At 47.6% G+C, this 23,423-nt stretch carries 23 protein-coding genes; 21 read left to right on the top strand and 2 right to left on the bottom strand.

Features of this window, described 5'->3' with window-relative positions:
* Window positions 1-17 precede the first annotated feature (17 nt).
* The 15 genes from EYA81_RS15425 (at window position 18) to EYA81_RS15355 (ending at window position 15,595) form a co-directional block, all read left to right on the top strand.
* On the top strand, window positions 18-695 hold the full coding sequence (locus EYA81_RS15425) for an NUDIX domain-containing protein (RefSeq protein WP_117600921.1): 678 nt from the start codon (window positions 18-20) through the stop codon (window positions 693-695).
* 42 nt (window positions 696-737) lie between these two features.
* A complete protein-coding gene (locus tag EYA81_RS15420; RefSeq protein WP_005826585.1) occupies window positions 738-1,424 on the top strand; it encodes an L-ribulose-5-phosphate 4-epimerase in 687 nt (228 codons plus the stop codon).
* 38 nt (window positions 1,425-1,462) lie between these two features.
* Entirely contained in the window at window positions 1,463-2,971 is a 1,509-nt protein-coding gene (araA, locus tag EYA81_RS15415) for an L-arabinose isomerase (protein ID WP_117965442.1), read from the top strand.
* A gap of 110 nt (window positions 2,972-3,081) precedes the next feature.
* On the top strand, window positions 3,082-4,680 hold the full coding sequence (locus EYA81_RS15410; RefSeq protein ID WP_119961967.1) for a xylulokinase: 1,599 nt from the start codon (window positions 3,082-3,084) through the stop codon (window positions 4,678-4,680).
* Between the two features lie 23 nt (window positions 4,681-4,703).
* On the top strand, window positions 4,704-6,248 hold the full coding sequence (locus EYA81_RS15405) for an alpha-N-arabinofuranosidase (protein ID WP_117965446.1): 1,545 nt from the start codon (window positions 4,704-4,706) through the stop codon (window positions 6,246-6,248).
* A gap of 190 nt (window positions 6,249-6,438) precedes the next feature.
* Entirely contained in the window at window positions 6,439-8,448 is a 2,010-nt protein-coding gene (locus EYA81_RS15400) for a transketolase (protein ID WP_117965448.1), read from the top strand.
* Window positions 8,449-8,538: 90 nt separating this feature from the next.
* Window positions 8,539-8,976, top strand: coding sequence for a ribose 5-phosphate isomerase B (rpiB, locus tag EYA81_RS15395; RefSeq protein WP_117600925.1), 438 nt, complete (start codon window positions 8,539-8,541; stop codon window positions 8,974-8,976).
* Window positions 8,977-9,151: 175 nt separating this feature from the next.
* A complete protein-coding gene (locus tag EYA81_RS15390) occupies window positions 9,152-9,427 on the top strand; it encodes a tetratricopeptide repeat protein (RefSeq protein WP_005826598.1) in 276 nt (91 codons plus the stop codon).
* Window positions 9,428-9,443: 16 nt separating this feature from the next.
* Window positions 9,444-9,671 carry a ferredoxin family protein gene (locus EYA81_RS15385; protein ID WP_005826600.1) on the top strand — a complete coding sequence of 76 codons (228 nt, stop codon included), beginning with the start codon at window positions 9,444-9,446 and terminating at the stop codon, window positions 9,669-9,671.
* Between the two features lie 19 nt (window positions 9,672-9,690).
* A complete protein-coding gene (locus tag EYA81_RS15380) occupies window positions 9,691-10,776 on the top strand; it encodes a 3-methyl-2-oxobutanoate dehydrogenase subunit VorB (protein ID WP_117600926.1) in 1,086 nt (361 codons plus the stop codon).
* Window positions 10,773-10,946, top strand: coding sequence for a hypothetical protein (locus EYA81_RS15375; RefSeq protein WP_005826603.1), 174 nt, complete (start codon window positions 10,773-10,775; stop codon window positions 10,944-10,946). Before EYA81_RS15380 ends, EYA81_RS15375 begins: the two co-directional genes overlap by 4 nt.
* A gap of 12 nt (window positions 10,947-10,958) precedes the next feature.
* Window positions 10,959-11,720 carry a thiamine pyrophosphate-dependent enzyme gene (locus tag EYA81_RS15370; protein WP_117600927.1) on the top strand — a complete coding sequence of 254 codons (762 nt, stop codon included), beginning with the start codon at window positions 10,959-10,961 and terminating at the stop codon, window positions 11,718-11,720.
* A gap of 22 nt (window positions 11,721-11,742) precedes the next feature.
* Complete coding sequence (locus tag EYA81_RS15365) at window positions 11,743-12,288, top strand: 2-oxoacid:acceptor oxidoreductase family protein (RefSeq protein WP_005826606.1); 546 nt, start codon at window positions 11,743-11,745, stop codon at window positions 12,286-12,288.
* A gap of 254 nt (window positions 12,289-12,542) precedes the next feature.
* Window positions 12,543-14,753, top strand: a complete 2,211-nt coding sequence (locus EYA81_RS15360) for a putative porin (protein ID WP_117878056.1) — start codon at window positions 12,543-12,545, stop codon at window positions 14,751-14,753.
* 11 nt (window positions 14,754-14,764) lie between these two features.
* Window positions 14,765-15,595 carry a transporter substrate-binding domain-containing protein gene (locus EYA81_RS15355; protein ID WP_131226012.1) on the top strand — a complete coding sequence of 277 codons (831 nt, stop codon included), beginning with the start codon at window positions 14,765-14,767 and terminating at the stop codon, window positions 15,593-15,595.
* 273 nt (window positions 15,596-15,868) lie between these two features.
* Here EYA81_RS15355 and EYA81_RS15350 read toward each other — a convergent pair whose 3' ends face one another.
* The gene (locus tag EYA81_RS15350) at window positions 15,869-17,794 is read right to left on the bottom strand and encodes an NAD(+) synthase (RefSeq protein ID WP_131226010.1); all 1,926 of its coding nucleotides are present in this window, start codon (window positions 17,792-17,794) and stop codon (window positions 15,869-15,871) included.
* A gap of 296 nt (window positions 17,795-18,090) precedes the next feature.
* On the opposite strand from EYA81_RS15350, the gene EYA81_RS15345 reads away from it, so the two are divergent.
* From EYA81_RS15345 to EYA81_RS15320, 6 genes are all read left to right on the top strand, one after another.
* A complete protein-coding gene (locus tag EYA81_RS15345; protein ID WP_117965455.1) occupies window positions 18,091-18,528 on the top strand; it encodes a Fur family transcriptional regulator in 438 nt (145 codons plus the stop codon).
* Window positions 18,529-18,541: 13 nt separating this feature from the next.
* A complete protein-coding gene (locus EYA81_RS15340; protein WP_117887551.1) occupies window positions 18,542-19,099 on the top strand; it encodes an NADH peroxidase in 558 nt (185 codons plus the stop codon).
* A gap of 124 nt (window positions 19,100-19,223) precedes the next feature.
* Window positions 19,224-19,748: an RNA polymerase sigma factor gene (locus tag EYA81_RS15335; RefSeq protein ID WP_117965457.1), complete on the top strand. Its 525-nt coding sequence runs from the start codon at window positions 19,224-19,226 to the stop codon at window positions 19,746-19,748.
* Window positions 19,745-20,203, top strand: coding sequence for a hypothetical protein (locus tag EYA81_RS15330; RefSeq protein WP_117965459.1), 459 nt, complete (start codon window positions 19,745-19,747; stop codon window positions 20,201-20,203). Before EYA81_RS15335 ends, EYA81_RS15330 begins: the two co-directional genes overlap by 4 nt.
* A gap of 12 nt (window positions 20,204-20,215) precedes the next feature.
* Window positions 20,216-20,686, top strand: a complete 471-nt coding sequence (locus tag EYA81_RS15325; RefSeq protein ID WP_117965461.1) for a DUF4252 domain-containing protein — start codon at window positions 20,216-20,218, stop codon at window positions 20,684-20,686.
* Between the two features lie 20 nt (window positions 20,687-20,706).
* Window positions 20,707-21,612, top strand: coding sequence for a hypothetical protein (locus EYA81_RS15320; protein ID WP_117965463.1), 906 nt, complete (start codon window positions 20,707-20,709; stop codon window positions 21,610-21,612).
* A gap of 112 nt (window positions 21,613-21,724) precedes the next feature.
* Here EYA81_RS15320 and EYA81_RS15315 read toward each other — a convergent pair whose 3' ends face one another.
* Window positions 21,725-23,413, bottom strand: coding sequence for an OmpP1/FadL family transporter (locus tag EYA81_RS15315; protein WP_117600935.1), 1,689 nt, complete (start codon window positions 23,411-23,413; stop codon window positions 21,725-21,727).
* Between the last annotated feature and the right edge of the window lie 10 nt (window positions 23,414-23,423).

Genomic DNA, 23,423 nt, shown 5'->3' with positions numbered 1-23,423 from the left:
TAAACAAAAATTAAGATATGAGTAATTACTATAGTTCAAATCCGAAACTTTATGTAAGTATCGACTGCATTATTTTCGGTTTCAATGAAGGAGAATTGAACCTGCTGTTGCTGAAGCGTAACTTTGAACCGGCAATGGGCGAATGGTCGCTGATGGGTGGATTCGTGCAGGAAGACGAAAGCGTGGATGATGCAGCCAAACGAGTCCTGAATGAACTAACCGGACTGGAAGATGTATATATGGAACAAGTCCAAGCTTTCGGAGCCATAGATCGTGACCCAGGAGAACGCGTAGTCTCCATTGCTTACTATGCGCTCATCAACATCAACGAATACGACAAAGAATCCGTACAGCAACACAATGCTTTCTGGGTAAATATCAATGAACTGCCAGCGCTAATCTTTGATCATCCGCAAATGGTGGAGAAAGCTCGGAAGTTGATGCAACAAAAAGCGTCCACCGAACCAATCGGCTTTAATCTACTACCTAAACTGTTCACGCTGTCACAACTGCAAAGCTTATACGAAGCTATATACGGCGAGAGCATTGACAAACGAAACTTCCGAAAACGCATAGCAGAAATGGACTATATAGAAAAAACTGACAAAATAGACAAAACGGGGTCCAAACGTGGAGCTGCTTTATATCAGTTTAATGAGAAGGCATACCGCAAAGCTCCGAAATTTAAGCTCTGAAAACCTAATATTCAACAACTTGTAATTAGTAATTTAAATAATATGCTGGAAGCACTGAAAGACAAAGTATTCCATGCTAACCTTGAACTGGTGAAGCACGGATTGGTTATCTTCACATGGGGCAATGTATCGGGCATTGACCGCGAATCCGGTCTGGTAGTTATCAAGCCCAGTGGGGTGAGTTACGATGAAATGAAGGCAGAGGATATGGTGGTAGTGAATCTTGACGGCAAGGTCGTGGAAGGACGGTTAAAGCCCTCTTCAGACACGCCGACCCACCTGGTTCTCTATAAAGCATTCCCCGAAATCGGCGGTGTGGTGCACACGCACTCTACTTACGCCACAGCCTGGGCACAAGCCGGATGTGACATACCGAATATCGGGACTACACATGCCGATTACTTCCACGACGCCATACCCTGCACAGCAGACATGACGAAGGAGGAAGTGGAAGGAGCATATGAACTGGAAACGGGAAATGTTATCGTAAAACGCTTTGAGGGGCTGAACCCGGTACATACTCCCGGAGTATTGGTAAAGAACCACGGTCCTTTCTCGTGGGGAAAAGACGCACACGAGGCGGTACATAATGCCGTAGTGATGGAACAGGTGGCAAAAATGGCAAGTATAGCCTATGCCGTGAACCCCAATCTGACCATGAATCCGCTGCTGATAGAAAAACATTTCAGCCGCAAGCACGGTCCTAACGCTTATTATGGACAGAAATAACTATCATTCTTTAAATATAAACTATAAAAATAAATCGTATGAACGCATTTGAACAATATGAAGTATGGTTCGTAACCGGAGCACAGCTCTTGTACGGAGGTGACGCAGTTATCGCAGTAGACGCACATAGTAATGAAATGGTGAAAGGTCTGAATGATTCCGGGAAACTGCCCGTAAAGGTAGTATATAAAGGTACGGTCAATTCATCCAAAGAAGTAACCGCTACCTTCAAAGCCGCCAACAACGACGATAAGTGTATCGGAGTCATCACCTGGATGCACACCTTCTCTCCTGCCAAAATGTGGATTCACGGTTTGCAGGAACTGAAGAAGCCATTACTACACTTCCATACACAGTTCAACAAGGAAATTCCCTGGGAGACGATGGACATGGATTTTATGAACCTGAACCAATCGGCTCACGGCGACCGCGAGTTCGGACACATCGTGACACGCATGCGAAAGAACCGCAAAGTGGTAGTAGGCCACTGGCAGGACGAAAAAGCCCAAAACCAGATTGCCGCATGGATGCGCGTAGCTGCCGCATGGGCTGATGCGCAGGATATGCTCATCATCCGCTTCGGCGACCAGATGAACAACGTGGCTGTGACAGACGGTGACAAGGTCAGCGCCGAACAAGTATTGGGCTATCATGTGGACTACTATCCCATCAATGATGTGATGGCATACTACAATGCTGTCAGCGACGAGGACGTGAAGGCACTCGTAGCAGAATACTTCAAGCTCTACGACCACGCTCCCGAACTGGAAGACGCACGTACGGAAGCCTACACCAAAGTATGGAACTCCGCCAAGGCCGAAATCGCCATTCGTCGCGTGCTGAAAGACACGGGTGCCAAAGGCTTCACCACCAACTTCAACGATTTGGGTGACTTTGACCAAATCCCCGGACTGGCCTCACAGCGACTGATGGCGGAAGGTTACGGCTTCGGTGCCGAAGGCGACTGGAAAACTGCGGCACTGTACCGTACCACTTGGGTGATGAGTCAAGGCATGCCGAAGGGGTGCTCCTTCCTCGAAGACTATACACTGAACTTCGACGGAGAAAAGAGCGCCATCCTGCAGGCACACATGTTGGAAGTTTGTCCACTGATTGCCGAACAGAAGCCGAAACTGGAAGTGCACCGTCTGAGCATCGGTATCGACAGCGAAACAGCCCGCCTGGTATTTACCAGCAAGCAAGGTGAAGGTGTAGCCGCTACCATCGTAGACCTGGGCAATCGCTTCCGCCTCATTGTGAACAAAGTAGAATGCATCAAGAGTAAGCCTCTGCCCAAGTTGCCCGTTGCCAGCGCACTGTGGATTCCAATGCCCAACCTCGAGGTGGGCGCTGCAGCCTGGATTCTGGCCGGAGGTACACATCATACCAGCTTCTCCTACGACCTGACGGTGGAATATTGGGAAGACTTTGCCGAAATGACCGGCATCGAAATGGTGGTCATCGATGAAAATACCACCATCAGCGAGTTCAAAAAAGAACTGCGCATGAATGAAGTCTACTATATGCTGAACAAGGCACTTTGCTGATAATCATTACGGATTACTAATTACGCGTACCACAAACGTAACCAGTAGTTTGCAATCAGTAATCCGTAGTTTATAATCGTACTATAAATCCGTAATTTATCATTAATACCATGAAATTAGATGCAAAATCAACCATTGAGGCAGGTAAGGCCATCCTTGGCATAGAACTCGGTTCCACACGAATCAAGGCGGTTTTGATTGACCAGGAAAACAAACCCATCGCCCAGGGAAGCCATACTTGGGAGAATCAGTTAGTCGACGGACTGTGGACATATAGCGTCGAAGCTGTCTGGTATGGGTTGCAGGATTGCTACGCAGACCTTCGTGCTAATGTAAAGAGCCTTCACGATACAGAGATAGAAACCCTGGCAGCCATCGGTGTCAGTGCTATGATGCACGGCTATATGGCATTCAACGAAAAAGAAGAAATCCTTGTACCCTTTCGTACCTGGAGAAATACCAATACCGGCCAGGCTGCCGCAGCCCTATCCGAACTATTTGCCTACAACATCCCTCTGCGTTGGAGCATTTCCCACCTCTACCAAGCCATCCTGGATAATGAAGAACACGTTCCATCCATCAATTACCTGACCACCCTTGCAGGTTTTGTCCACTGGCAAATAACCGGTCAAAAGGTACTGGGCATAGGAGATGCCTCCGGTATGCTCCCTATCGATCCCATCACCAAAAACTATTCTTCTGAAATGGTGGATAAGTTCGACAGACTTATTGCTCCGAAAGGATACGACTGGAAGCTTCGGGATATTCTGCCGAAGGTATTGTCGGCCGGTGAAAACGCAGGCTTCCTTACTCCCGAAGGAGCCAGTCGCCTCGACGTATCGGGACATCTGAAAGCAGGAATTCCCGTCTGTCCGCCCGAAGGTGACGCTGGAACCGGCATGGTTGCCACCAACGCCGTAAAGCAGCGCACTGGAAACGTATCGGCAGGCACCTCCTCTTTCTCAATGATTGTATTGGAGAAAGAATTGTCCAAGCCCTACGAAATGATTGACATGGTAACCACCCCCGACGGAAGCCTCGTAGCTATGGTGCATTGCAACAACTGCACTTCCGACCTCAATGCCTGGATCAATATTTTCAAAGAATACCAGGAACTGATGGGTATCCCCGTAGATATGGACGAAATCTACGGAAAGCTCTATAACCACGCTCTGATAGGCAATGCAGACTGCGGAGGCCTCATCTCATACAACTACATATCAGGCGAACCTATAACGGGACTGGCAGACGGACGTCCACTGTTTGTACGTTCGGCAAACGACAAGTTCAACCTTGCCAACTTCATGCGCACCCATCTGTATGCTTCAGTGGGAGTTCTCAAAATCGGCAACGACATCCTTTTCAATGAAGAGAAAATCAGAGTAGACAGAATCACCGGTCACGGAGGACTCTTCAAAACCAAAGGAGTAGGCCAGAGAATACTGGCAGCTGCCATCAATTCACCCATTTCCGTTATGGAAACAGCCGGCGAAGGTGGTGCCTGGGGTATTGCCCTCCTCGCTTCCTACCTTGCAAACAACGGAAACGACCAATCCCTTGCCGACTTCCTGGACAAGCATGTATTCACCGGAAATGCCGGTATTGAAATCTCACCGACAGCCGAAGATGTAAGCGGATTCAACACCTACATCGAAAGCTATAAAGCTGGTTTGCCCATCGAAGAAGCAGCAGTAAGATTCAAGAACTAAGTATTTAATAACACTAAAAAACTATGAACACAAAGTTATTTATCAGTAGCATATTTCTCTCCACCTCGTTGTCACTCTTCGCACAGAAAAGTGCCACTATTACTTTACACACAGACCAGAGCGAGCAAATCATTCCCAAAGAAATCTACGGCCAATTTGCAGAGCATTTGGGAACTTGTATCTATGGTGGACTTTGGGTAGGTGAAAACTCCGATATTCCCAACATCAACGGTTATCGCACCGACGTATTCAATGCACTAAAGGAGCTCCGTGTACCCGTCCTTCGCTGGCCAGGAGGCTGCTTTGCCGATGAATACCACTGGATGGACGGTATCGGCCCTAAAGAAAACCGCCCCAAAATGGTGAACAACAACTGGGGAGGCACTATCGAAGACAACAGTTTCGGAACCCATGAGTTCCTCAATCTCTGCGAAATGCTGGGATGTGAACCCTATATCAGTGGAAACGTAGGCAGTGGTACCGTAGAAGAACTTGCCAAATGGGTGGAATACATGACCTCCGAAGGAGACTCCCCCATGGCACGCCTGCGCCGCCAGAACGGTCGCGACAAAGCCTGGAAAGTAAAATACCTCGGCGTGGGTAACGAAAGCTGGGGTTGCGGTGGAAGCATGCGTCCCGAATATTATGCCGACCTCTACCGCCGCTATTCCACCTACTGCCGCAACTATGACGGCAATAGCCTTTTCAAGATAGCCAGCGGTGCCAGCGACTACGACTATAACTGGACCAAAGTGCTGATGGACCGCGTAGGCGGCCGTATGCACGGTCTTTCCTTGCACTACTATACCGTCAGCGGATGGAACGGCAGTAAAGGCGCCGCCACCCGATTCAGTAAAGACGATTATTACTGGACACTGGGCAAATGCCGCGAAATAGAAGATGTCATCAAGAAGCATTGCACCATTATGGATAAATACGACCCTCAAAAGAACGTGGCTCTTATGCTTGACGAATGGGGAACCTGGTGGGACACTGAACCGGGTACCAATCCCGGACATCTGTACCAGCAGAATACATTGCGTGATGCTTTTGTCGCCTCCCTCAGCTTCGACATCTTCCATAAATATACCGACCGTCTGAAAATGGCAAACATTGCCCAAATCGTCAATGTATTGCAATCCATGATTCTGACCAGCGGAAAAAACATGGTACTCACCCCCACTTATTATGTATTCAAAATGTACAATGTACACCAAGATGCCACGTACATCCCTCTTGAGCTGAACTGCGACATGATGGATGTACGCGACAACCGCAGAATACCAATGGTCAGTGCTACCGCCTCCAAAGATCAAAACGGCAAGATACACATTTCCATGTCCAACGTAGATGCAGACAATGCACAGGAAGTGACCATCAATCTGTCTGGAACGAAAGCCAAGAAAGCAGTTGGTGAAATATTGACTTCCACCAATCTGACGGACTACAATTCATTTGAAAATCCCGACAATGTGAAACCCGTTCCGTTCAAAGAGGTAAAAATTAATAAAGATATTCTCAAGATTAAACTTCCGGCCAAATCAATCGTTACTATTGAATTACAGTAAAACTACCGTGCACCGCACAAAATCAGCTAAATACGTTTAGTATCATTTTAGCAGCAAAAAGGCAGTAATACTGATAAAAAAGACACTCTTCGAGTGTTGTGAATTACGCATAAAGAGTTATCTTTGCCCTTGGAAAACCTACAAGGCCCCAATAATCCATTGATAATATTCAAAATTAATTAGATTCAATATGAACGACAACAAACTTATGAACCGTGCGGCGGACAATATCCGTATCCTTGCTGCATCCATGGTTGAGAAAGCCAACTCCGGGCATCCGGGCGGTGCCATGGGTGGTGCTGACTTTGTAAATGTACTCTTCTCAGAGTTCCTGGTATATGACCCTGAAAATCCGGCTTGGGAAGGTCGTGACCGTTTCTTCCTTGACCCGGGACACATGTCACCGATGCTTTACTCTACATTGGCCCTGACCGGCAAGTTCACGCTGGACGAACTGAAAGAGTTCCGCCAATGGGGAAGCCCCACTCCGGGACATCCCGAACGTGACATCATGCGCGGCATCGAAAACACTTCCGGTCCGCTCGGCCAGGGACACACCTTTGCTGTCGGTGCAGCCATTGCAGCCAAGTTCATGAAGGCACGTTTCGAGGAAGTGATGCCACAGACCATCTACGCCTACATCTCGGACGGTGGCATCCAGGAAGAAATCTCCCAAGGCTCAGGCCGTATCGCCGGAGCATTAGGGTTGGATAATCTCATCATGTTCTATGATGCTAACGACATTCAGCTTTCTACCGAAACAAAGGATGTGACCATCGAAGATACCGGCAAGAAATACGAAGCTTGGGGCTGGAAAGTCATTAAAATCAATGGTAACGATCCCGATGCCATCCGCGGTGCACTGAACGAAGCCAAAGCTGAGAAAGAGCGTCCGACGCTGATTATCGGCCATACCGTAATGGGTAAAGGTGCCCGCAAGGCAGACGGCAGCAGCTACGAGGCCGATTGTGCCACACACGGTGCTCCTCTGGGCGGCGACGCTTATGTAAACACCATCAAGAATTTAGGTGGTGACCCGACAAATCCGTTTGTCATCTTCCCCGAAGTGGCCGAACTATATGCCAAGCGTGCAGCTGAGCTGAAGAAAATCATGACTGAAAAATATGCAGCCAAAGCCGCATGGGCAAAAGCCAATCCGGAAAAGGCTGCCAAACTGGAAATGTTCTTCTCCGGCAAGACTCCCGAAGTGAATTGGGCCGCCATCGAACAGAAAGCAGGCGTTGCCACCCGCGCAGCATCCGCCACTGTACTCGGTGCTCTCGCCACTCAAGTAGAAAATATGATTGTTGCTTCTGCCGACCTTTCCAATTCCGACAAGACAGACGGATTCCTCAAGAAAACACATGCCTTCAAGAAAGGTGACTTCAGCGGTGCATTCTTCCAGGCCGGTGTTGCCGAGCTGACTATGGCTTGCTGCTGTATCGGTATGGCACTGCACGGCGGTGTAATCCCCGCTTGCGGAACATTCTTCGTATTCTCAGACTACATGAAACCTGCCATACGTATGGCAGCCCTGATGGAAGTTCCCGTGAAGTTCATCTGGACGCACGATGCTTTCCGTGTAGGTGAAGACGGCCCTACCCACGAACCGGTAGAACAGGAAGCTCAAATCCGCCTGATGGAAAAGCTGAAAAACCACAAGGGACACAATTCCATGTTGGTGCTCCGCCCGGCAGATGCAGAAGAAACAACTGTAGCATGGAAGCTGGCAATGGAAAATACCAAAACCCCAACCGGTTTGATTTTCTCCCGCCAGAACATCGCCAACCTGCCCGAAGGCAACGATTACGAACAAGCTGCCAAAGGCGCTTATATCGTAGCCGGCTCCGATGAAAATCCGAATGTAATCCTCGTTGCTTCAGGCTCGGAAGTTGCCACATTGGTAGCCGGCGCTGAATTGCTGCGCAAGGATGCCATCAAGGTGCGTATCGTGTCCGTCCCTTCCGAAGGCCTGTTCCGTAGCCAAGCTCCGGGATATCAGGAAGGCATTATCCCGTGTGGTGCCAAGGTATTCGGCCTGACAGCCGGTCTGCCCGTCACACTGCAAGGGCTGGTAGGTCCCCGCGGTAAAGTATGGGGATTGGAATCATTCGGATTCTCGGCACCTTATAAAGTGCTGGACGAAAAGCTCGGTTTCACCGCAGAGAACGTTTACAAGCAAGTAAAAGCAATGTTATAATCATTATCCGATGTGCTGATGTGCTGATTGCCCGCGCCCCACAACTGCAGGCATCAGCACATTGGCACATCGGTATATTAACTGACCATCATGAAAACAATAGGAATCTGTTCCGACCATGCAGGCTTCGAATTGAAGGAATATGTCCGCGGCTGGTTGGAAGCCAAAGGCTGGGCTTACAAGGACTTCGGGACCTACTCAACCGAGAGTTGCGACTATCCCGACTTTGCACATCCGTTGGCACTGGCCGTTGAAGCCGGAGAGTGCTATCCGGGAATTGCCATCTGCGGAAGCGGTGAAGGTATCAGTATGACGCTGAACAAGCATCAGGGTATCCGCGCCGCTCTCTGCTGGACGGCAGAAATAGCCCATTTGGCACGCCAGCACAACGATGCCAATGTACTCGTCATGCCAGGGCGATTCATCAGTACCGAAGAAGCCGACATGATTATGAAGGAATTCTTCAGTACACCATTCGAAGGCGGACGCCACCAACGAAGAGTGGACAAGATACCGGTACACTTGTAAAGCAGTAGAACCATATTCTTTATGATATCTGCCCGAAGTTCTGACATTCTGATAGAATCGTGAGAAACTTCGGGCTTTTTATTTGCCCCTTTTTCTTATTTTTCACAATGAAGATGCTCATTATCTTCAAATAAAAACTATCTTTGTGGTTCGATAACCCGGATATTTTTTAGATATGGAACGACTGAATACCATAAAAGAGCTTATCAACCAGGGAAATGTAGAACAAGCCATTCAGCAGCTTGACGAAATACTGCAAACAGACTTTCCCGGCAAAGACGAAGCTTACTACCTGCGGGGAAATGCCTATCGGAAACAAGGCAACTGGCAACAAGCGCTGAACAACTATCAGTATGCCATCGACCTGAACCCCGAAAGCCCGGCACAGCATGCCTATCAAATGGCTATGGACATCCTGAACTTCTACAACAAGGATATGTACAATCAATAAATAAAGAACGTAAATTATGGCAAAAATCAAAGGAGCAATCGTAGTAGACACCGAACGTTGCAAAGGCTGCAACTTGTGTGTGGTAGCATGTCCGCTCAACGTAATAGCCCTCACCAAGGAGGTGAATGTGAAAGGGTATAACTATGCCCACCAGATATTGGAAGATACTTGTAACGGCTGCGCCTCGTGCGCCACAGTATGTCCGGACGGATGTATCTCAGTATATAAAATAAAAGTAGAATAAATCTGTAAATCAGTAGAATATGGCAGAAGAAGTTGTATTAATGAAAGGAAACGAAGCCATCGCCCACGCAGCCATCCGTTGCGGTGCAGACGGATACTTCGGATATCCCATTACTCCGCAATCAGAGGTATTGGAAACTCTTGCCGAACTGAAACCTTGGGAAACGACCGGCATGGTGGTTCTTCAGGCAGAAAGTGAAGTGGCAGCTATCAATATGGTGTACGGCGGTGCCGGAAGTGGTAAAATGGTCATGACCTCCTCCTCCAGCCCCGGTGTCAGCCTGAAGCAGGAAGGTATCTCTTATCTGGCAGGTGCCGAGCTGCCTTGCTTGATTGTAAACGTTATGCGCGGCGGTCCCGGTCTGGGAACCATCCAACCGAGCCAGGCCGACTATTTCCAGACAGTAAAAGGAGGCGGCCACGGTGACTATCGTCTGATTGCCCTTGCTCCGGCTTCCGTACAGGAAATGGCAGATTTCGTAGGACTGGCATTCGAACTTGCCTTCAAATACCGCAACCCGGCAATCATCCTTGCCGACGGTGTCATCGGCCAGATGATGGAAAAAGTGGTGCTCCCGGCACAAAAGCCACGCCGCACCGATGCGGAAGTCATCGAACAATGCCCATGGGCCACTACCGGCAGAACCAACGGCCGCAAGCCCAACATCATCACCTCATTGGAACTGAAACCGGAAGAAATGGAAAAGAACAACATCCGTTTCCAGGCCAAATACAAGCAGATAGAAGAGAATGAGGTTCGCTTCGAGGAAATTCATTGCGATGATGCCGACTACCTGATTGTAGCCTTCGGCTCCATGGCACGCATCGGACAGAAAGCAATGGAGCTGGCGCGCGAAGAAGGAATCAAGGTAGGTATGCTCCGCCCCATCACGTTGTGGCCGTTCCCGACCAAAGCCATTGCCGCGTACGCCGACAAGGTGAAAGGCATGCTCGTTACAGAATTGAATGCCGGACAGATGGTAGAAGATGTCCGCCTTGCCGTGAACGGTAAAGTGAAAGTGGAACATTTCGGACGTCTCGGCGGCATTGTTCCCGATCCGGATGAGATAGTAGATGCATTGAAAGAAAAACTGATTAAGAAATGAATCCTGATAAAATAAGAAACGTACTGAACATTCTCTTCATGGTACTCGCCCTAGCAGCTATCATTATATATTTTGCTGCAAAAGATGACTTCAAGCTGTTCATCTACGTCTGCGGCGCGGCGATATTCGTCAAGCTGATGGAGTTTTTCATACGGTTCACCAACAGATAAGGAGAAGTGATTATGACAAAAGAAGATATTATAAAGCCCGAGAATCTGGTTGCCAAGAAACCGACTCTGATGAACGACAATCCCATGCACTACTGCCCGGGATGCAGCCACGGCGTAGTTCATAAACTCGTAGCCGAGGTTATCGAAGAAATGGGACTGGAAGACAAAGCAATAGGTATCTCCCCCGTGGGATGTGCCGTGTTCATCTATAATTATATAGACATCGACTGGCAGGAAGCCGCCCACGGACGTGCGCCCGCACTTGCCACTGCCATCAAGCGCCTTTGGCCGGACCGCCTGGTGTTCACTTACCAAGGAGACGGCGACTTGGCTTGTATCGGTACTGCCGAAACCATCCACGCCTTGAACCGCGGTGAAAACATCACCATCATCTTCATCAACAATGCCATCTATGGTATGACCGGGGGACAAATGGCTCCCACTACCCTTGTAGGCATGAAGACTGCTACCTGCCCCTACGGACGCGACGTGCATCTGCACGGCTATCCGCTGAAGATGGCCGATATTGCTGCACAACTGGAAGGCACCGCTTATGTGACACGCCAAAGCGTACAGTCTGTTCCTGCCATCCGCAAAGCGAAAAAGGCCATCCGCAAAGCATTCGAGAACTCTATGGCAGGCAAAGGTTCCAACCTTGTGGAAATCGTCTCCACCTGTAACTCCGGCTGGAAGATGTCTCCTGCGAAATCCAATGAATGGATGGTAGAGAACATGTTCCCCTTCTATCCGCTGGGCGACCTGAAAGATAAATAATCATGCTAAAGACAGAAGAACAATGAAAGAAGAAATCATTATAGCAGGCTTCGGTGGACAAGGTGTATTGTCCATGGGAAAGATTTTGGCATATTCCGGATTGATGGAAGGCAAAGAGGTGACTTGGATGCCGGCTTACGGACCGGAACAACGTGGTGGTACAGCCAACGTAACAGTCATCGTGAGTGACGAGAAAATATCCTCACCCATCTTGAGCAAGTACGATGCTGCCATCATCCTGAACCAGCCGTCACTGGAGAAATTCGAAAGCAAGGTAAAACCCGGAGGCGTACTCATCTACGACGGTTACGGCATCATCAACCCGCCGACGCGCAAGGACATCCACGTTTACCGCATCAACGCCATGGATGCCGCCAATGAAATGAACAATGCCAAGGCGTTCAACATGATTGTATTGGGTGGATTATTGAAAATCAAGCCGATGGTTACACTGGACAGTGTACTCAGAGGATTGAAGAAGACACTGCCCGAACGCCACCATCACTTGATACCGATGAACGAAGAAGCTATCAAAAAAGGAATGGAACTTATTCAGGAAATGAAATGAAAGGCTGTGTAAAGCCACTCCCCCATAAGAGGAGAAACTTTACGCCAGAATAAGAGATAAAGGAAAGCGGATAAGCCCTTGTGATATTGATTTATTGCAAGGGCTTATTTCATTTCAAGCCCCCAAAGCATGGATTCAAGGGCAGAGAACCGGAAGCAGTATAGGGCAAAACAGAAAACAAGACATTTTAAAAGAAGCAAAAAAGGCTGAATTCAGTAAGCAAATAATTTTTTATTGTATCTTTGCGCCTAATTATGAGACGAATTGTACTGACATATATATTTCTGTCCGTTATAGGGATATGGGGGGCTATGGCGCAAAACACCTTAAACCCAATGAACAATCGCGACCGGTTCGGTAACCAGATTGACCCGAATACCCAGCCGGACAATCTGGAAGACAGTACCAATACTGAGATTCAAAGTCTTCCGCCAAAGCTTTACATGTGGAAACTAAGTGAGACACTAGGCAACCGTACCATCATACCTGCCGATACAGCCAGCCTCAACTTCCAGAGCACCAATCTGGTGGAAGGAATGTTCGGCCACTACAATTACTTGGGGAATTTAGGTTCTCCACGCCTCTCACGTCTGTTCTTCGAACGAGAGGAAAGCGAACCCACCATCTTCATGGCTCCCTTTTCGAGTTTTTTCATACGTCCCGACCAGGTGCTTTTCACTAACAGCAACGTGCCTTACACCAATCTTACCTACTACAAGGCCGGCAACAAAGTGAACGGTGAAGAACGCTTCAAGTCCTACTTCTCCGTCAACGTCAACAAACAGCTGGCATTTGGCTTTAACATCGACTATCTGTACGGGCGCGGTTATTACCAGAACCAGTCCACCTCGCACTTCAATGCAGGTCTGTTCGGTAGCTATATCGGTGAAAAATATCAGGTACAAGCAGTCTACAACAATTTCTTCCTGAAAATGAACGAAAACGGCGGTATTGCAGACGACCAATATATCACCCGTCCCGAAAACATGTCTGGAGGAAAGAAAGAGTATGAATCCACCACTATACCGGTCAAATTGGAACGGAGTTCCAACCGCAACAAGGATTTTTATATCTATCTGACACAGCGCTATCGTCTTGGTTTTACGCGGAAAGTACGGAGCACACAGGAAGGCAAACCGACGGAATCCGCACCCCAAGCTTCTTCCTCCCCGTCCTCCGAAGCCAAAATATCCGCTTCGAACAACGACATAGCATTGCCAAACGACAGCATAGCATCAAAATCGGTCGGCACACTTGCAGCCGTCAATGACAGCTTGCCGTCTGTTTCTACCGCAGACAACGACTCACTTTTCGAAGAAGAGTTCGTCCCCGTCACCAGCTTTATCCATACCCTGAAAGTAGAACGGTCGCGGCACCAATTCCGTTCGGGAAGCGAGCCCGAAGGATTCTTCCCGGAAGACTACAAACTTTACAAGAATTACAGTAACGACTCTACCACTGCATTCAGTGTAAAGAACGTGTTCGGAATAGCCTTGCTGGAGGGCTTCAACAAATATGCCAAAGCCGGACTTACGGCTTATATCTCCCACAAGTTTAGCCGGTACGACCTGATGAACACGGACACGCTTACCGACATGCGCCGCATCCGCTACACCGAGCAGGAAATCTTTCTGGGTGGCGAACTCGCCAAGCGCGAAGGCAAACTGCTACACTACAACGTAAACGGTGAAGTGGGCTTGGTAGACAAAGCCATCGGGCAGTTCCGTGTCAACGCCAATCTGGACCTGAACTTCCGTCTATGGAAAGATACGGTGAACTTCTACGCCCGCGGTTATGTGAGCAACACGCTTCCTTCCTTCTATATGCGCCATTATCACTCCAACCACTACAACTGGGACAATGACAACATGGACAAAGAATTCCGCACGCGTGTGGAAGGCGAACTGAACATTTCTCGTTGGGGAACCAATCTCCGTGCCGGTGTAGAGAATATCAAGAACTACACCTACTTCAACCAAAGCGCCCTGCCCGAACAGAACGGAGGCAACATACAAGTGCTGTCTGCTACGCTGAAACAAGACTTCCGCCTCGGTATCTTCCACCTGGACAACGAAGTGACCTGGCAGAAGACGAGCAATGAAACAGTACTTCCATTGCCCCAACTCTCGCTCTACCATAACTTCTACATACTGGCCAAACTCGCCAAGAAGGTGCTGACCGTTCAGTTGGGTGCCGATGTCCGTTACTTCACCAAGTACAACGCACCCGCCTATGCACCCGGCGTCCAGCAATTCCATCTGCAACCTACGGACGACTTGGTGGAAATAGGCGGTTACCCCATCGTAAACGTATATGCCAACCTGCACTTGAAGCGGACGCGTATCTTTGCCATGATGTATCATGTCAACGCAGGTATGGGAAGTGCCAATTCCTTCCTGGTGCCGCACTACCCCATCAATCCGCGCCTGTTCAAGATTGGTGTCTCATGGAACTTCTATGACTAACAGATGGGCGTATGACGAAAAGCAGACTGCTCAAATACGCATTTCTGGGGATTACAGCGGCTCTCATAGCCCACTATCTCATCAAGAAAGAAGAAAAGCCGAAAGGTCATCCGCGCGACTATGCCGAAATAGCTGCCGAAGGCATCATACATGCTTCGACGGAATACAACTCCATCAGCTTCTATGTGGATGATGACACCTTGTCCGGTTTCCACTACGAGCTGATAGAAGCTTTTGCACGCGACCACGGACTGCAGGCTGCCATATCACCGGAAATGAGCTTCAACAAGCGGCTGGAAGGCCTGGCCGATGGGAAATATGACGTGATTGCCTACGGCATCCTTGCCACCAGCGAGCTGAAAGACTCCTTACTGCTTACCACCCCCATCGTATTGAACAAGCAAGTGCTGGTGCAGCGCAAGCTCGAGAATATTCCCGACTCATCACTGTTCATCAAAAGCCAACTGGACCTGGCGGGCAAGACACTGCACGTAGTGAAAGGCTCCCCTTCCATACTACGCATCCGCAACCTGGGAAATGAAATAGGCGACACCATCTACGTTGAGGAGATAGAAAAGTACGGTCCCGAACAACTGATTGCCTTGGTAGCCCACGGAGACATCGACTATGCCGTATGCGACGAAAGCATTGCCCGTACCGCAGCCGACAGTATTCCTCAAATAGACATCAATACCGCCATCAGCTTCACGCAATTCTATTCCTGGGGGGTAAGCAAACAGTCCCCTATCCTGCTGGACAGCCTCAACACATGGCTGGATAGTTTCAAAAAGGGAAAGGAATACAAGAAAATCTACAAACGATACTACGGGAAACGAAACTAAGCTGCACTTTTCCATACACGCAGCATATCCCTACTTTTACAACTACTTATTAATCAACAGCTTATTACTGCAAAATTCTGCATACATTTTGCAGTGATACTGCAAAGCCGTTGCAGTGGCGCTGCACACCGATATGCAGTACGACTGCAACAGTTATGCAGTGATACTGCAACACGTTTGCAGTCGCACTGCAAAACACATGCAGCAAGAATGCAAACAAGATGCAGTCATCAAATACCCATATCGATATTACGGCATACCCGAAGTAAAGAATTAGAGTCCTTCCACCTCCCTTAGCCACATCTCCGACGAAGCATCGCTCGGCATTCTCCAATCGCCGCGCGGGCTCAGAGAGATACTGCCCACCTTCGGACCATCCGGCAAGCAGGAGCGCTTGAACTGCTGGTTGAAGAAACGACGGCAGAAAGTCTGCAACCATTTTTTGATGGTTTCTTCATCATACATCCCCTTGAATGTGCGTGCTGCCAGGAAAAATATCTTGGAAGGACGGAAACCGCAACGCAGGAAGTAATAAAGGAAGAAGTCGTGAAGCTCATACGGACCCACCAAGTCCTCGGTAATCTGCTGGATATTACCGTTCTCATCTGCCGGAATCAGTTCCGGGCTGATGGGAGTATCCACAATGTCGAGTAAGGTAGCACGTGAAGCATCGTCCATATCATGCTCCGCCACCCATTTCACCAAGTGCTTCACCAGAGTCTTGGGGACGCTGGCATTCACACTGTACATCGACATGTGATCGCCGTTGTAAGTGGCCCATCCTAAAGCAAGTTCCGAAAGGTCGCCCGTACCGACAACCATTCCCCAGGTCTGGTTGGCAATATCCATCAGGATTTGGGTACGCTCCCGTGCCTGCGCGTTCTCGTAAACCACGTCGTGCACATGGATGTCATGGTCTATATCCTTGAAATGCTGTACGCAGGCCTCCTTGATACTGACTTCGCGGACGGTCACACCGAGGGAATTCATCAAGTCAATGGCATTCGTATGAGTGCGGTCGGTCGTCCCGAAGCCCGGCATAGTGATGCCGATGATGCCCTGGCGGGACCATCCCAACTTATCGAAAGTCTTTACGCAAACCAGCAACGCCAGCGTAGAGTCCAGTCCGCCCGAGATGCCGATAACGGCACTCTTCGCCTTGGTATGCACCAGCCGCTGCGCCAGTCCGGACACCTGAATGGAAAATATCTCTTCACAACGCTCGTCCAGCGCCGCCCCCTGTGGGACAAACGGATGCGGTTCAAAAGTACGCGTCAGATTCAAATCCTTGCTGTTGACATACTCCGTAGAGATTCGTACCGGAAGCTCCGAAGCACAATTTGCATGGCAGGCGGCAAAAGTCGTATTCACCCGGCGCTCCATGCGCAAGTGTTCCACGTCAATTTCGCTGACAACCACCTGCCCGTCGAAAGAAAAACGTTCGTTTGCCGCCAGCAGAGTCCCGTTCTCATAAATCAACCCGTTACCGGCAAACACCACATCCGTAGTGGATTCTCCGAAACCGCATGAGCTGAACACATAACCGACAATGCAACGTGCTGACTGCTGGCTGATGAGCGAGCGCAAATAATTGTGCTTGCCAATGCCTTCATTGTCAGCCGAAAGATTGAACAAGATTTCCGCACCTTGCAGTGCCAGCGTCGAGCTAGGCGGTATGGGCGCCCACAAATCCTCGCATATCTCCACTCCGAAAGTGGTATCCGCTGTTTCGAACAGCAGGTTTCTCCCCATCGGAACAATCTGCCCGCAAAGGCGCACACTGTTTTCCGCCACATCACAAGCGGAAGTAAACCAGCGTTTCTCATAAAATTCCTTATAATTGGGAAGATAAGTCTTCGGAACAATGCCCAGCACTTTCCCCTTCTGAATGACAACCGCCGCATTCAGCAACACACCGTTCAGTGCAACGGGCATGCCCAATATCGAAATAATATCCATCTGGCGCGTATTGTTCAGAATCTGTATCAGCCCCATTTCCGCCTCTTCGAGCAGAAGTTGCTGGGCAAAGAGGTCGCCACAGGTATATCCGGTAATGCATAACTCCGGAAAAGCTATGATTTGCACACCTTTCCCGTCGGCTATAATAGTCTCTTTTTCAATCTCTGAGGCATTGAACTTACAGTCAGCCACCTTGACACGGGGCACAGCCGCCGCTACTTTTACATATCCGTAATTCATAAGGATGTTATATTATTTATTCGATGCAAAGATACGGCAAAATTCTGATTAAGAGAGATTAGAGAAAAACGTTTTCTCTATATCGGCACGAGAAACTGACTAAAGCCGGGTGCATCCTATCTTCGCTTTTATGACAAAAATACGGCAACCTACCTACAAGAAGAGGAACACATATAAACAATTTTAATGACCGCAACTAAAAATTTTCCGGAAATCTTTTGGAGAATTATAGGAACTTCTTACCTTTGCAAAAGAATTAAAAATGTAATAATTACAAGTTTGAATATCAAGTTGGCATGGATGTAGTAAAACGATTGCAGAATCATAACATTAAGCCTTCAGTGCAGCGCATAGCCATTATGAACTACCTGATGGAGCATCGTACGCATCCCACGGTGGATGAAATATATACGGCATTGTCTCCCTCCATACCGACACTGTCGAAGACAACGGTATACAATACCTTGAAACTACTAAGCGAGCAAGGTGCCGCACTGACTCTGACCATTGACGAGCGCAATACGTGTTATGACGCCGATACCAGTCCGCACGGTCACTTTTTGTGTAAACGTTGTGGAAAGATTTATGACTTGATGTGCAATAATAGCATCAAGAAGGTAGTCGACATGGATATGGACGGACATGATGTACAGGAAATTCACTACTATTACAAAGGAATCTGTAAACATTGCATGGAAAAAGAACATTTAAGAATAACTAATTCAACTAATTAAAATCTGAGAGAAAATGAAAAAGTTTAGATGTACTGTATGCGGTTACGTATACGAAGGAGATGCAGCTCCCGAAAAGTGCCCATTGTGTAAAGCTCCTGCAAGCAAGTTCGTAGAAGTTGAAGAAGCAACAGCTGACGGCCCCTTGGTATTTGCCGACGAACACGTAATCGGTGTAGCCAAAGGTTGCGATGACGAAATGATTAAGGACCTGAACAACCACTTCATGGGCGAATGTACAGAAGTTGGTATGTATTTGGCAATGAGCCGCCAGGCAGACCGTGAAGGTTATCCCGAAGTTGCTGACGCTTTCAAGCGCTACGCATGGGAAGAAGCAGAACACGCTGCTAAATTCGCTGAATTGCTGGGTGACTGCGTATGGGACACCAAGACTAACCTCGAAAAGAGAATGAACGCTGAATCTGGTGCTTGCGAAGACAAGAAGCGTATCGCCACTCGCGCTAAGGCTTTGAACCTCGACGCTATCCATGATACCGTTCACGAAATGGCTAAGGACGAAGCCCGTCACGGTAAAGGTTTCGAAGGTCTGTACAACCGCTATTTCAAGAAATAATCCGATACTTTTATAGTAATGTGATGAAAAGGGACTGCTAATTTTAGTAAGTCCCTTTTTTTATTCTAACTTTTTTCACTTTTCAATGTCACGTTTGTAATTCCCATTCGTCTTATCTGTGTAAATGGAACTCAAAGAATTCAAAATAACCGTTCTTCCCCTCCGTGCCAAGCTACTGAACTACGCACGGAAGTTGACCGACGAACCGGAGGATGCAGAAGATGCTGTCCAGGAGGTGCTGCTCAGGCTATGGAACAAAAGGCTTGAATTGGAGCAATACCGGAACATCGAAGCATTTGCCATGACGTTGACGCACAACATCTGTATAGATATGTGGCGCTGCAAATGCAACGACAACCTATCTCTCGACATTGTGCAGGCGGCATCCCCCACCGGAACACCGGAACGGCTGTTGGAAATCAAAGATGAAATCCGCTTGATGCACGAAATCATCCACTCGCTGCCCAATCTTCAACGCACCATCATGCAGATGAAGGACATCGAAGGATACGAAACGGACGAAATCGCCGAAATCACGGGATGCGGACCGGAAGCCATCCGCAGCAATCTGTCAAGAGCCCGGAAGAAAGTGAGAGACGTTTACCTGCGAACCATACAAAAAAGAAAAGAAAGGAGAAAGGAACCATGAAGATAGATGAACTGCTGGATAAATATTTCGAAGGGGAAACTTCCTGCGAAGAAGAACGTGAACTGCGCCGTTTCTTTACAGAAGAGGAAGTGCCGGAGCACCTGCAAATGTACCGCCCCCTATTCGCTTATCTGAACCGGGAAGCAACTTCAATGGCGGAACCGACAGAGGAAAAATCCGTAACAACAGAATCGGCAAAGGAAGTACCCGCACAGCGGAAGCCTTCCCGTCTCTATCGCACATTCTATGCTGTCAGCGGCATTGCCGCCGGATTGCTCCTGCTTCTCGGGGTAGCCAAAATTATATTTCCGCTTTCCGGTGTTCCCGAAAATTATGTCGTCATCGACGGCCAGCGGTATACAGACGAGAAACTGGTGGAAGCCAAAGCACTGGAAGCCCTGCAGAATGCCAGCTTCACGGATGAAGATTTAAGCAACTTACTGTTTCAACACTAATATTACAAGGTTATGAAAACATCTACACTGATTTGCATACGTATTCTGTGCCTCTTTTTCCTGCTGATTTGCCTGCCAGCCTTTGTACATGCACAAGAGGGACTGCAAATAGCCGACCTGTTCAACAAGTATGGCGAACAAAAGGACGTGACCAGGGTAGAGCTGAACGGAAGCATCCTGAAATCTTACCGCATGACTACCTACAAGAGCCTTGTGTTCAAGAATGTATCCCCCTATCGCCGGGAAATTCAGCAGGCCATTGTACACGACAAGCAAGACAACGCAAAGAAGGCGCAGGAGGTAATGGAAAGCGGTGTGCTGCGCAGTGCCTATTACCAACTGAAAGAGGTGGAACGCAATGGAAAGAAACTGAACCGCTACCTCATTTTCAAGATAGGAAAAGACTCCATGGGCACTTTGATTTACATAGAGGGCCTGCTCAGTGAAAAGGAAATGATGGATATGCTTTACAAATCGGAATAACACTAAAAACAATATACGATATGAAAACCAGAATTATGATTTTGGCCTGCCTGCTTGCTGTGCCGGCCGGCCGCATGGCAGCACAACAACAGACTGACCCTGAACAGAAAGCTACAGTACAGACACAAGGCGACTCCATCATCATCCGGAAAGGAAAAGGAGACATGCGCATCAAGGTGTACGAAGAGCAGCTGGAAGACGGCGAGAAAAAAGAAGTGCAAATTTATGAAGGGGTCTATCTCGAGAAGGTGGATGCAGACAAGCGTACTTTCCTCGATGCCCTGCCATTCATCCCCAAAAAGAGAAGGTACAATGCTTACGAACCGCACTGTTCCGGTCTGTATATTGGCTACAGCCGGCTGGCTAACGACTTCCTCTTCTTCGGAGCAAGTGACAAGATGGGACTCGACTTGTCCAAATCATGGGAATTCGGCTTCAACATCCTCTCCGTATATCACAACTTCAAGAAGAACCCGCATTGGGGAATCAACCTGGGAGTCAGCTGGGGATACCGTTCTTTCAATATCGACGGTAACTATGCTTTACTAAAGGAAAATGGAACCAGTATTTTCACCGCAGGGAATGAAGAGACCAGCTACAGCAAAAGCCGTCTGCGCCATTTCTTCTTCCGCGTACCCTTATTGATGGAATGGCAACAAAGAGTAGGAAGACACAAAGTGTTCTTCAATGCCGGTCCCGAATTTGAGATACGCCACGGCGTGAAGTCATTCTCACACATCAATGGAGGCAAGAAGAAAACCGTAGGAAAAGGTATGTATGCACAGCCCGTCGGCATAAATCTGCTGGCACAAGCCGGTTACGGTAATATCGGCATTTACCTGCGCTATTCCACATACGGATTATTCCAAAAAAACAAGGGACCGGAAGTGTCTCCCTATTCATTTGGCGTGGCATGGTATTTGTAACCCCTCCTCTATAACACAAGACTCCCCGAAATGTATTTGTACATTCCGGGGAGTTCTTTTATACCCTAAGGTATTGACAATGAAAGGTTATCTGCAATGAAAAATTATTCTTCTAAAAACGTATGCCTAGAGTGAGGAGCACTTGGCTACGGGTATTGGTTACTTTGGTTGCTTGTACCAAACTATTCCCATCAAATGTATCAAATGGATAGAACTTCGCATCATAAGTAGTATACTTATAAGCTAAATCAGCATAGAACATAGAACCGCGATAACCTATACCCAATGTATAGTTACTCAACGATTCACTGTTAACAAAGTCAGTATCCGTCTGAATGGAGTTTAGTGGGAGATTCTTAAAAGCGTCATCCTTGAAAATAGAAGACTGATAATTATAACCAGCGCGCAAAGCAAACTGAGGAATCACCTTATACTCGGCTCCCAAACGAATGGTACTAACACCTTTTAACATATCTGTAGTAGAATTCTCATAATCGAAAGAGTCTGCATAACCGGCATCATCTCTGAACTGAATAGAGGAATAATCCTTATATTCATATTCAGCTCCCAACGCTAAATTATTACCCACAGTATATCCTAAACTGAGATTATAAGTCCACGGAGTACGAAGTTGAAATTTGCTCACCATGTCGCCATTAAGAATATCATAAGTATCTTCATCATAATGTCCTATCTCATTGCTCGGAGTACCCACTTCATTCGTCACATTCAAATCATTCCATACATCAGACTCCAAACGTGCATTGGTTTTATAATCCAAGCTATAGAATACCGGTGTGTGTACCGAGAACCCTATACGTAATGGAGAATACTCAAACGGACGTACGATAGCTCCCAACTTCACATCAAATCCTGCTCCATTGATTTTACTCCATGTCTGCAAATTATAGCCTTCACCTCCACCATAATTTTCATCATAGAAACAATATTTGCTATAATCCAATGCATAAGCTCCAACAGTTAATCCAAAATAGATACGGTCGTTAAAGTTAAAAGCAACATTAAAGTCAAACTGATCAATTCCTCCACGTTCCTCAGAATGAAACTTAGCATCTGCTCCGGTATACATACCTACATATTCGCCCGGAGTGCGGTACATCAATTCTCCATCCACATTTTGCACTTGTACACCATCTTTCATATAAGGTACATAGTTAGAATAATTCGGGTTTGAGGCCAACAATTTATCTAAATCTCCTTGCGAAATCAAGTCTGTAATCAAATAGCCATTATATCCCATAGCAGAAAGCCAACCTATATTATTATCCCGATAAGGATTATCAGGCCAATCTTTAATACCACCTGCACCTGATGCCTGATTAGCCATATAAATAGTTTGAGAGAAATCACCAAGATTACCTTCCATCTGCATGTTATTGTAAAAAGATTTTACACGCTGGTAGTTGAATCCAAAGTTCACGTATCGCAAAGGAGTTACATTTCCTACCTTTGTGGAAAACACAAAACCTGCATTATTGAAATCTGCCCGTGTCTTATCCGAACTCATTTTATTACCCATATAGTTACTTTCAGTTCCATATGAAGAAAATCCAAAGGAAACAGCAGCATCATTACTACGATATATACCTATGCCCGCAGGATTGGTTCCCATAGTGGTAATATCTCCTCCCAATGCTCCCATAGCACCTCCCATTCCTACAAAACGAGCAGTCCCATTCAAATCTTTATTTGCAATATTAGCTGCATTATAAATAGTCTGTGCACTGACACTCACAGCTGTAAACATAGCAAGTGCCATCATCATTATATTTTTTTTCATAAATCCACTT

The organism is Bacteroides sp. A1C1 (assembly GCF_004328515.1).
Lineage (GTDB): Bacteria > Bacteroidota > Bacteroidia > Bacteroidales > Bacteroidaceae > Bacteroides > Bacteroides uniformis.
Note: the sequence above shows the minus strand (reverse complement) of the source record. Positions and strands in the feature narration are given on the sequence as shown.

Excerpts from the sequence above, each read along its gene's own strand:
- EYA81_RS15355 (WP_131226012.1), top strand. The coding sequence starts at position 14,765 with ATGACGAAAAGCAGACTGCTCAAATACGCATTTCTGGGGATTACAGCG.
- rpiB (WP_117600925.1), top strand. The coding sequence starts at position 8,539 with ATGAAAACAATAGGAATCTGTTCCGACCATGCAGGCTTCGAATTGAAG.
- EYA81_RS15335 (WP_117965457.1), top strand. The coding sequence starts at position 19,224 with ATGGAACTCAAAGAATTCAAAATAACCGTTCTTCCCCTCCGTGCCAAG.
- EYA81_RS15410 (WP_119961967.1), top strand. The coding sequence starts at position 3,082 with ATGAAATTAGATGCAAAATCAACCATTGAGGCAGGTAAGGCCATCCTT.
- EYA81_RS15370 (WP_117600927.1), top strand. The coding sequence starts at position 10,959 with ATGACAAAAGAAGATATTATAAAGCCCGAGAATCTGGTTGCCAAGAAA.
- EYA81_RS15425 (WP_117600921.1), top strand. The coding sequence starts at position 18 with ATGAGTAATTACTATAGTTCAAATCCGAAACTTTATGTAAGTATCGAC.
- EYA81_RS15400 (WP_117965448.1), top strand. The coding sequence starts at position 6,439 with ATGAACGACAACAAACTTATGAACCGTGCGGCGGACAATATCCGTATC.
- araA (WP_117965442.1), top strand. The coding sequence starts at position 1,463 with ATGAACGCATTTGAACAATATGAAGTATGGTTCGTAACCGGAGCACAG.
- EYA81_RS15385 (WP_005826600.1), top strand. The coding sequence starts at position 9,444 with ATGGCAAAAATCAAAGGAGCAATCGTAGTAGACACCGAACGTTGCAAA.
- EYA81_RS15360 (WP_117878056.1), top strand. The coding sequence starts at position 12,543 with ATGAGACGAATTGTACTGACATATATATTTCTGTCCGTTATAGGGATA.
- EYA81_RS15315 (WP_117600935.1), bottom strand. The coding sequence starts at position 23,413 with ATGAAAAAAAATATAATGATGATGGCACTTGCTATGTTTACAGCTGTG.
- EYA81_RS15345 (WP_117965455.1), top strand. The coding sequence starts at position 18,091 with ATGGATGTAGTAAAACGATTGCAGAATCATAACATTAAGCCTTCAGTG.
- EYA81_RS15405 (WP_117965446.1), top strand. The coding sequence starts at position 4,704 with ATGAACACAAAGTTATTTATCAGTAGCATATTTCTCTCCACCTCGTTG.
- EYA81_RS15420 (WP_005826585.1), top strand. The coding sequence starts at position 738 with ATGCTGGAAGCACTGAAAGACAAAGTATTCCATGCTAACCTTGAACTG.
- EYA81_RS15330 (WP_117965459.1), top strand. The coding sequence starts at position 19,745 with ATGAAGATAGATGAACTGCTGGATAAATATTTCGAAGGGGAAACTTCC.
- EYA81_RS15390 (WP_005826598.1), top strand. The coding sequence starts at position 9,152 with ATGGAACGACTGAATACCATAAAAGAGCTTATCAACCAGGGAAATGTA.
- EYA81_RS15365 (WP_005826606.1), top strand. The coding sequence starts at position 11,743 with ATGAAAGAAGAAATCATTATAGCAGGCTTCGGTGGACAAGGTGTATTG.
- EYA81_RS15340 (WP_117887551.1), top strand. The coding sequence starts at position 18,542 with ATGAAAAAGTTTAGATGTACTGTATGCGGTTACGTATACGAAGGAGAT.
- EYA81_RS15325 (WP_117965461.1), top strand. The coding sequence starts at position 20,216 with ATGAAAACATCTACACTGATTTGCATACGTATTCTGTGCCTCTTTTTC.
- EYA81_RS15380 (WP_117600926.1), top strand. The coding sequence starts at position 9,691 with ATGGCAGAAGAAGTTGTATTAATGAAAGGAAACGAAGCCATCGCCCAC.
- EYA81_RS15350 (WP_131226010.1), bottom strand. The coding sequence starts at position 17,794 with ATGAATTACGGATATGTAAAAGTAGCGGCGGCTGTGCCCCGTGTCAAG.
- EYA81_RS15320 (WP_117965463.1), top strand. The coding sequence starts at position 20,707 with ATGAAAACCAGAATTATGATTTTGGCCTGCCTGCTTGCTGTGCCGGCC.
- EYA81_RS15375 (WP_005826603.1), top strand. The coding sequence starts at position 10,773 with ATGAATCCTGATAAAATAAGAAACGTACTGAACATTCTCTTCATGGTA.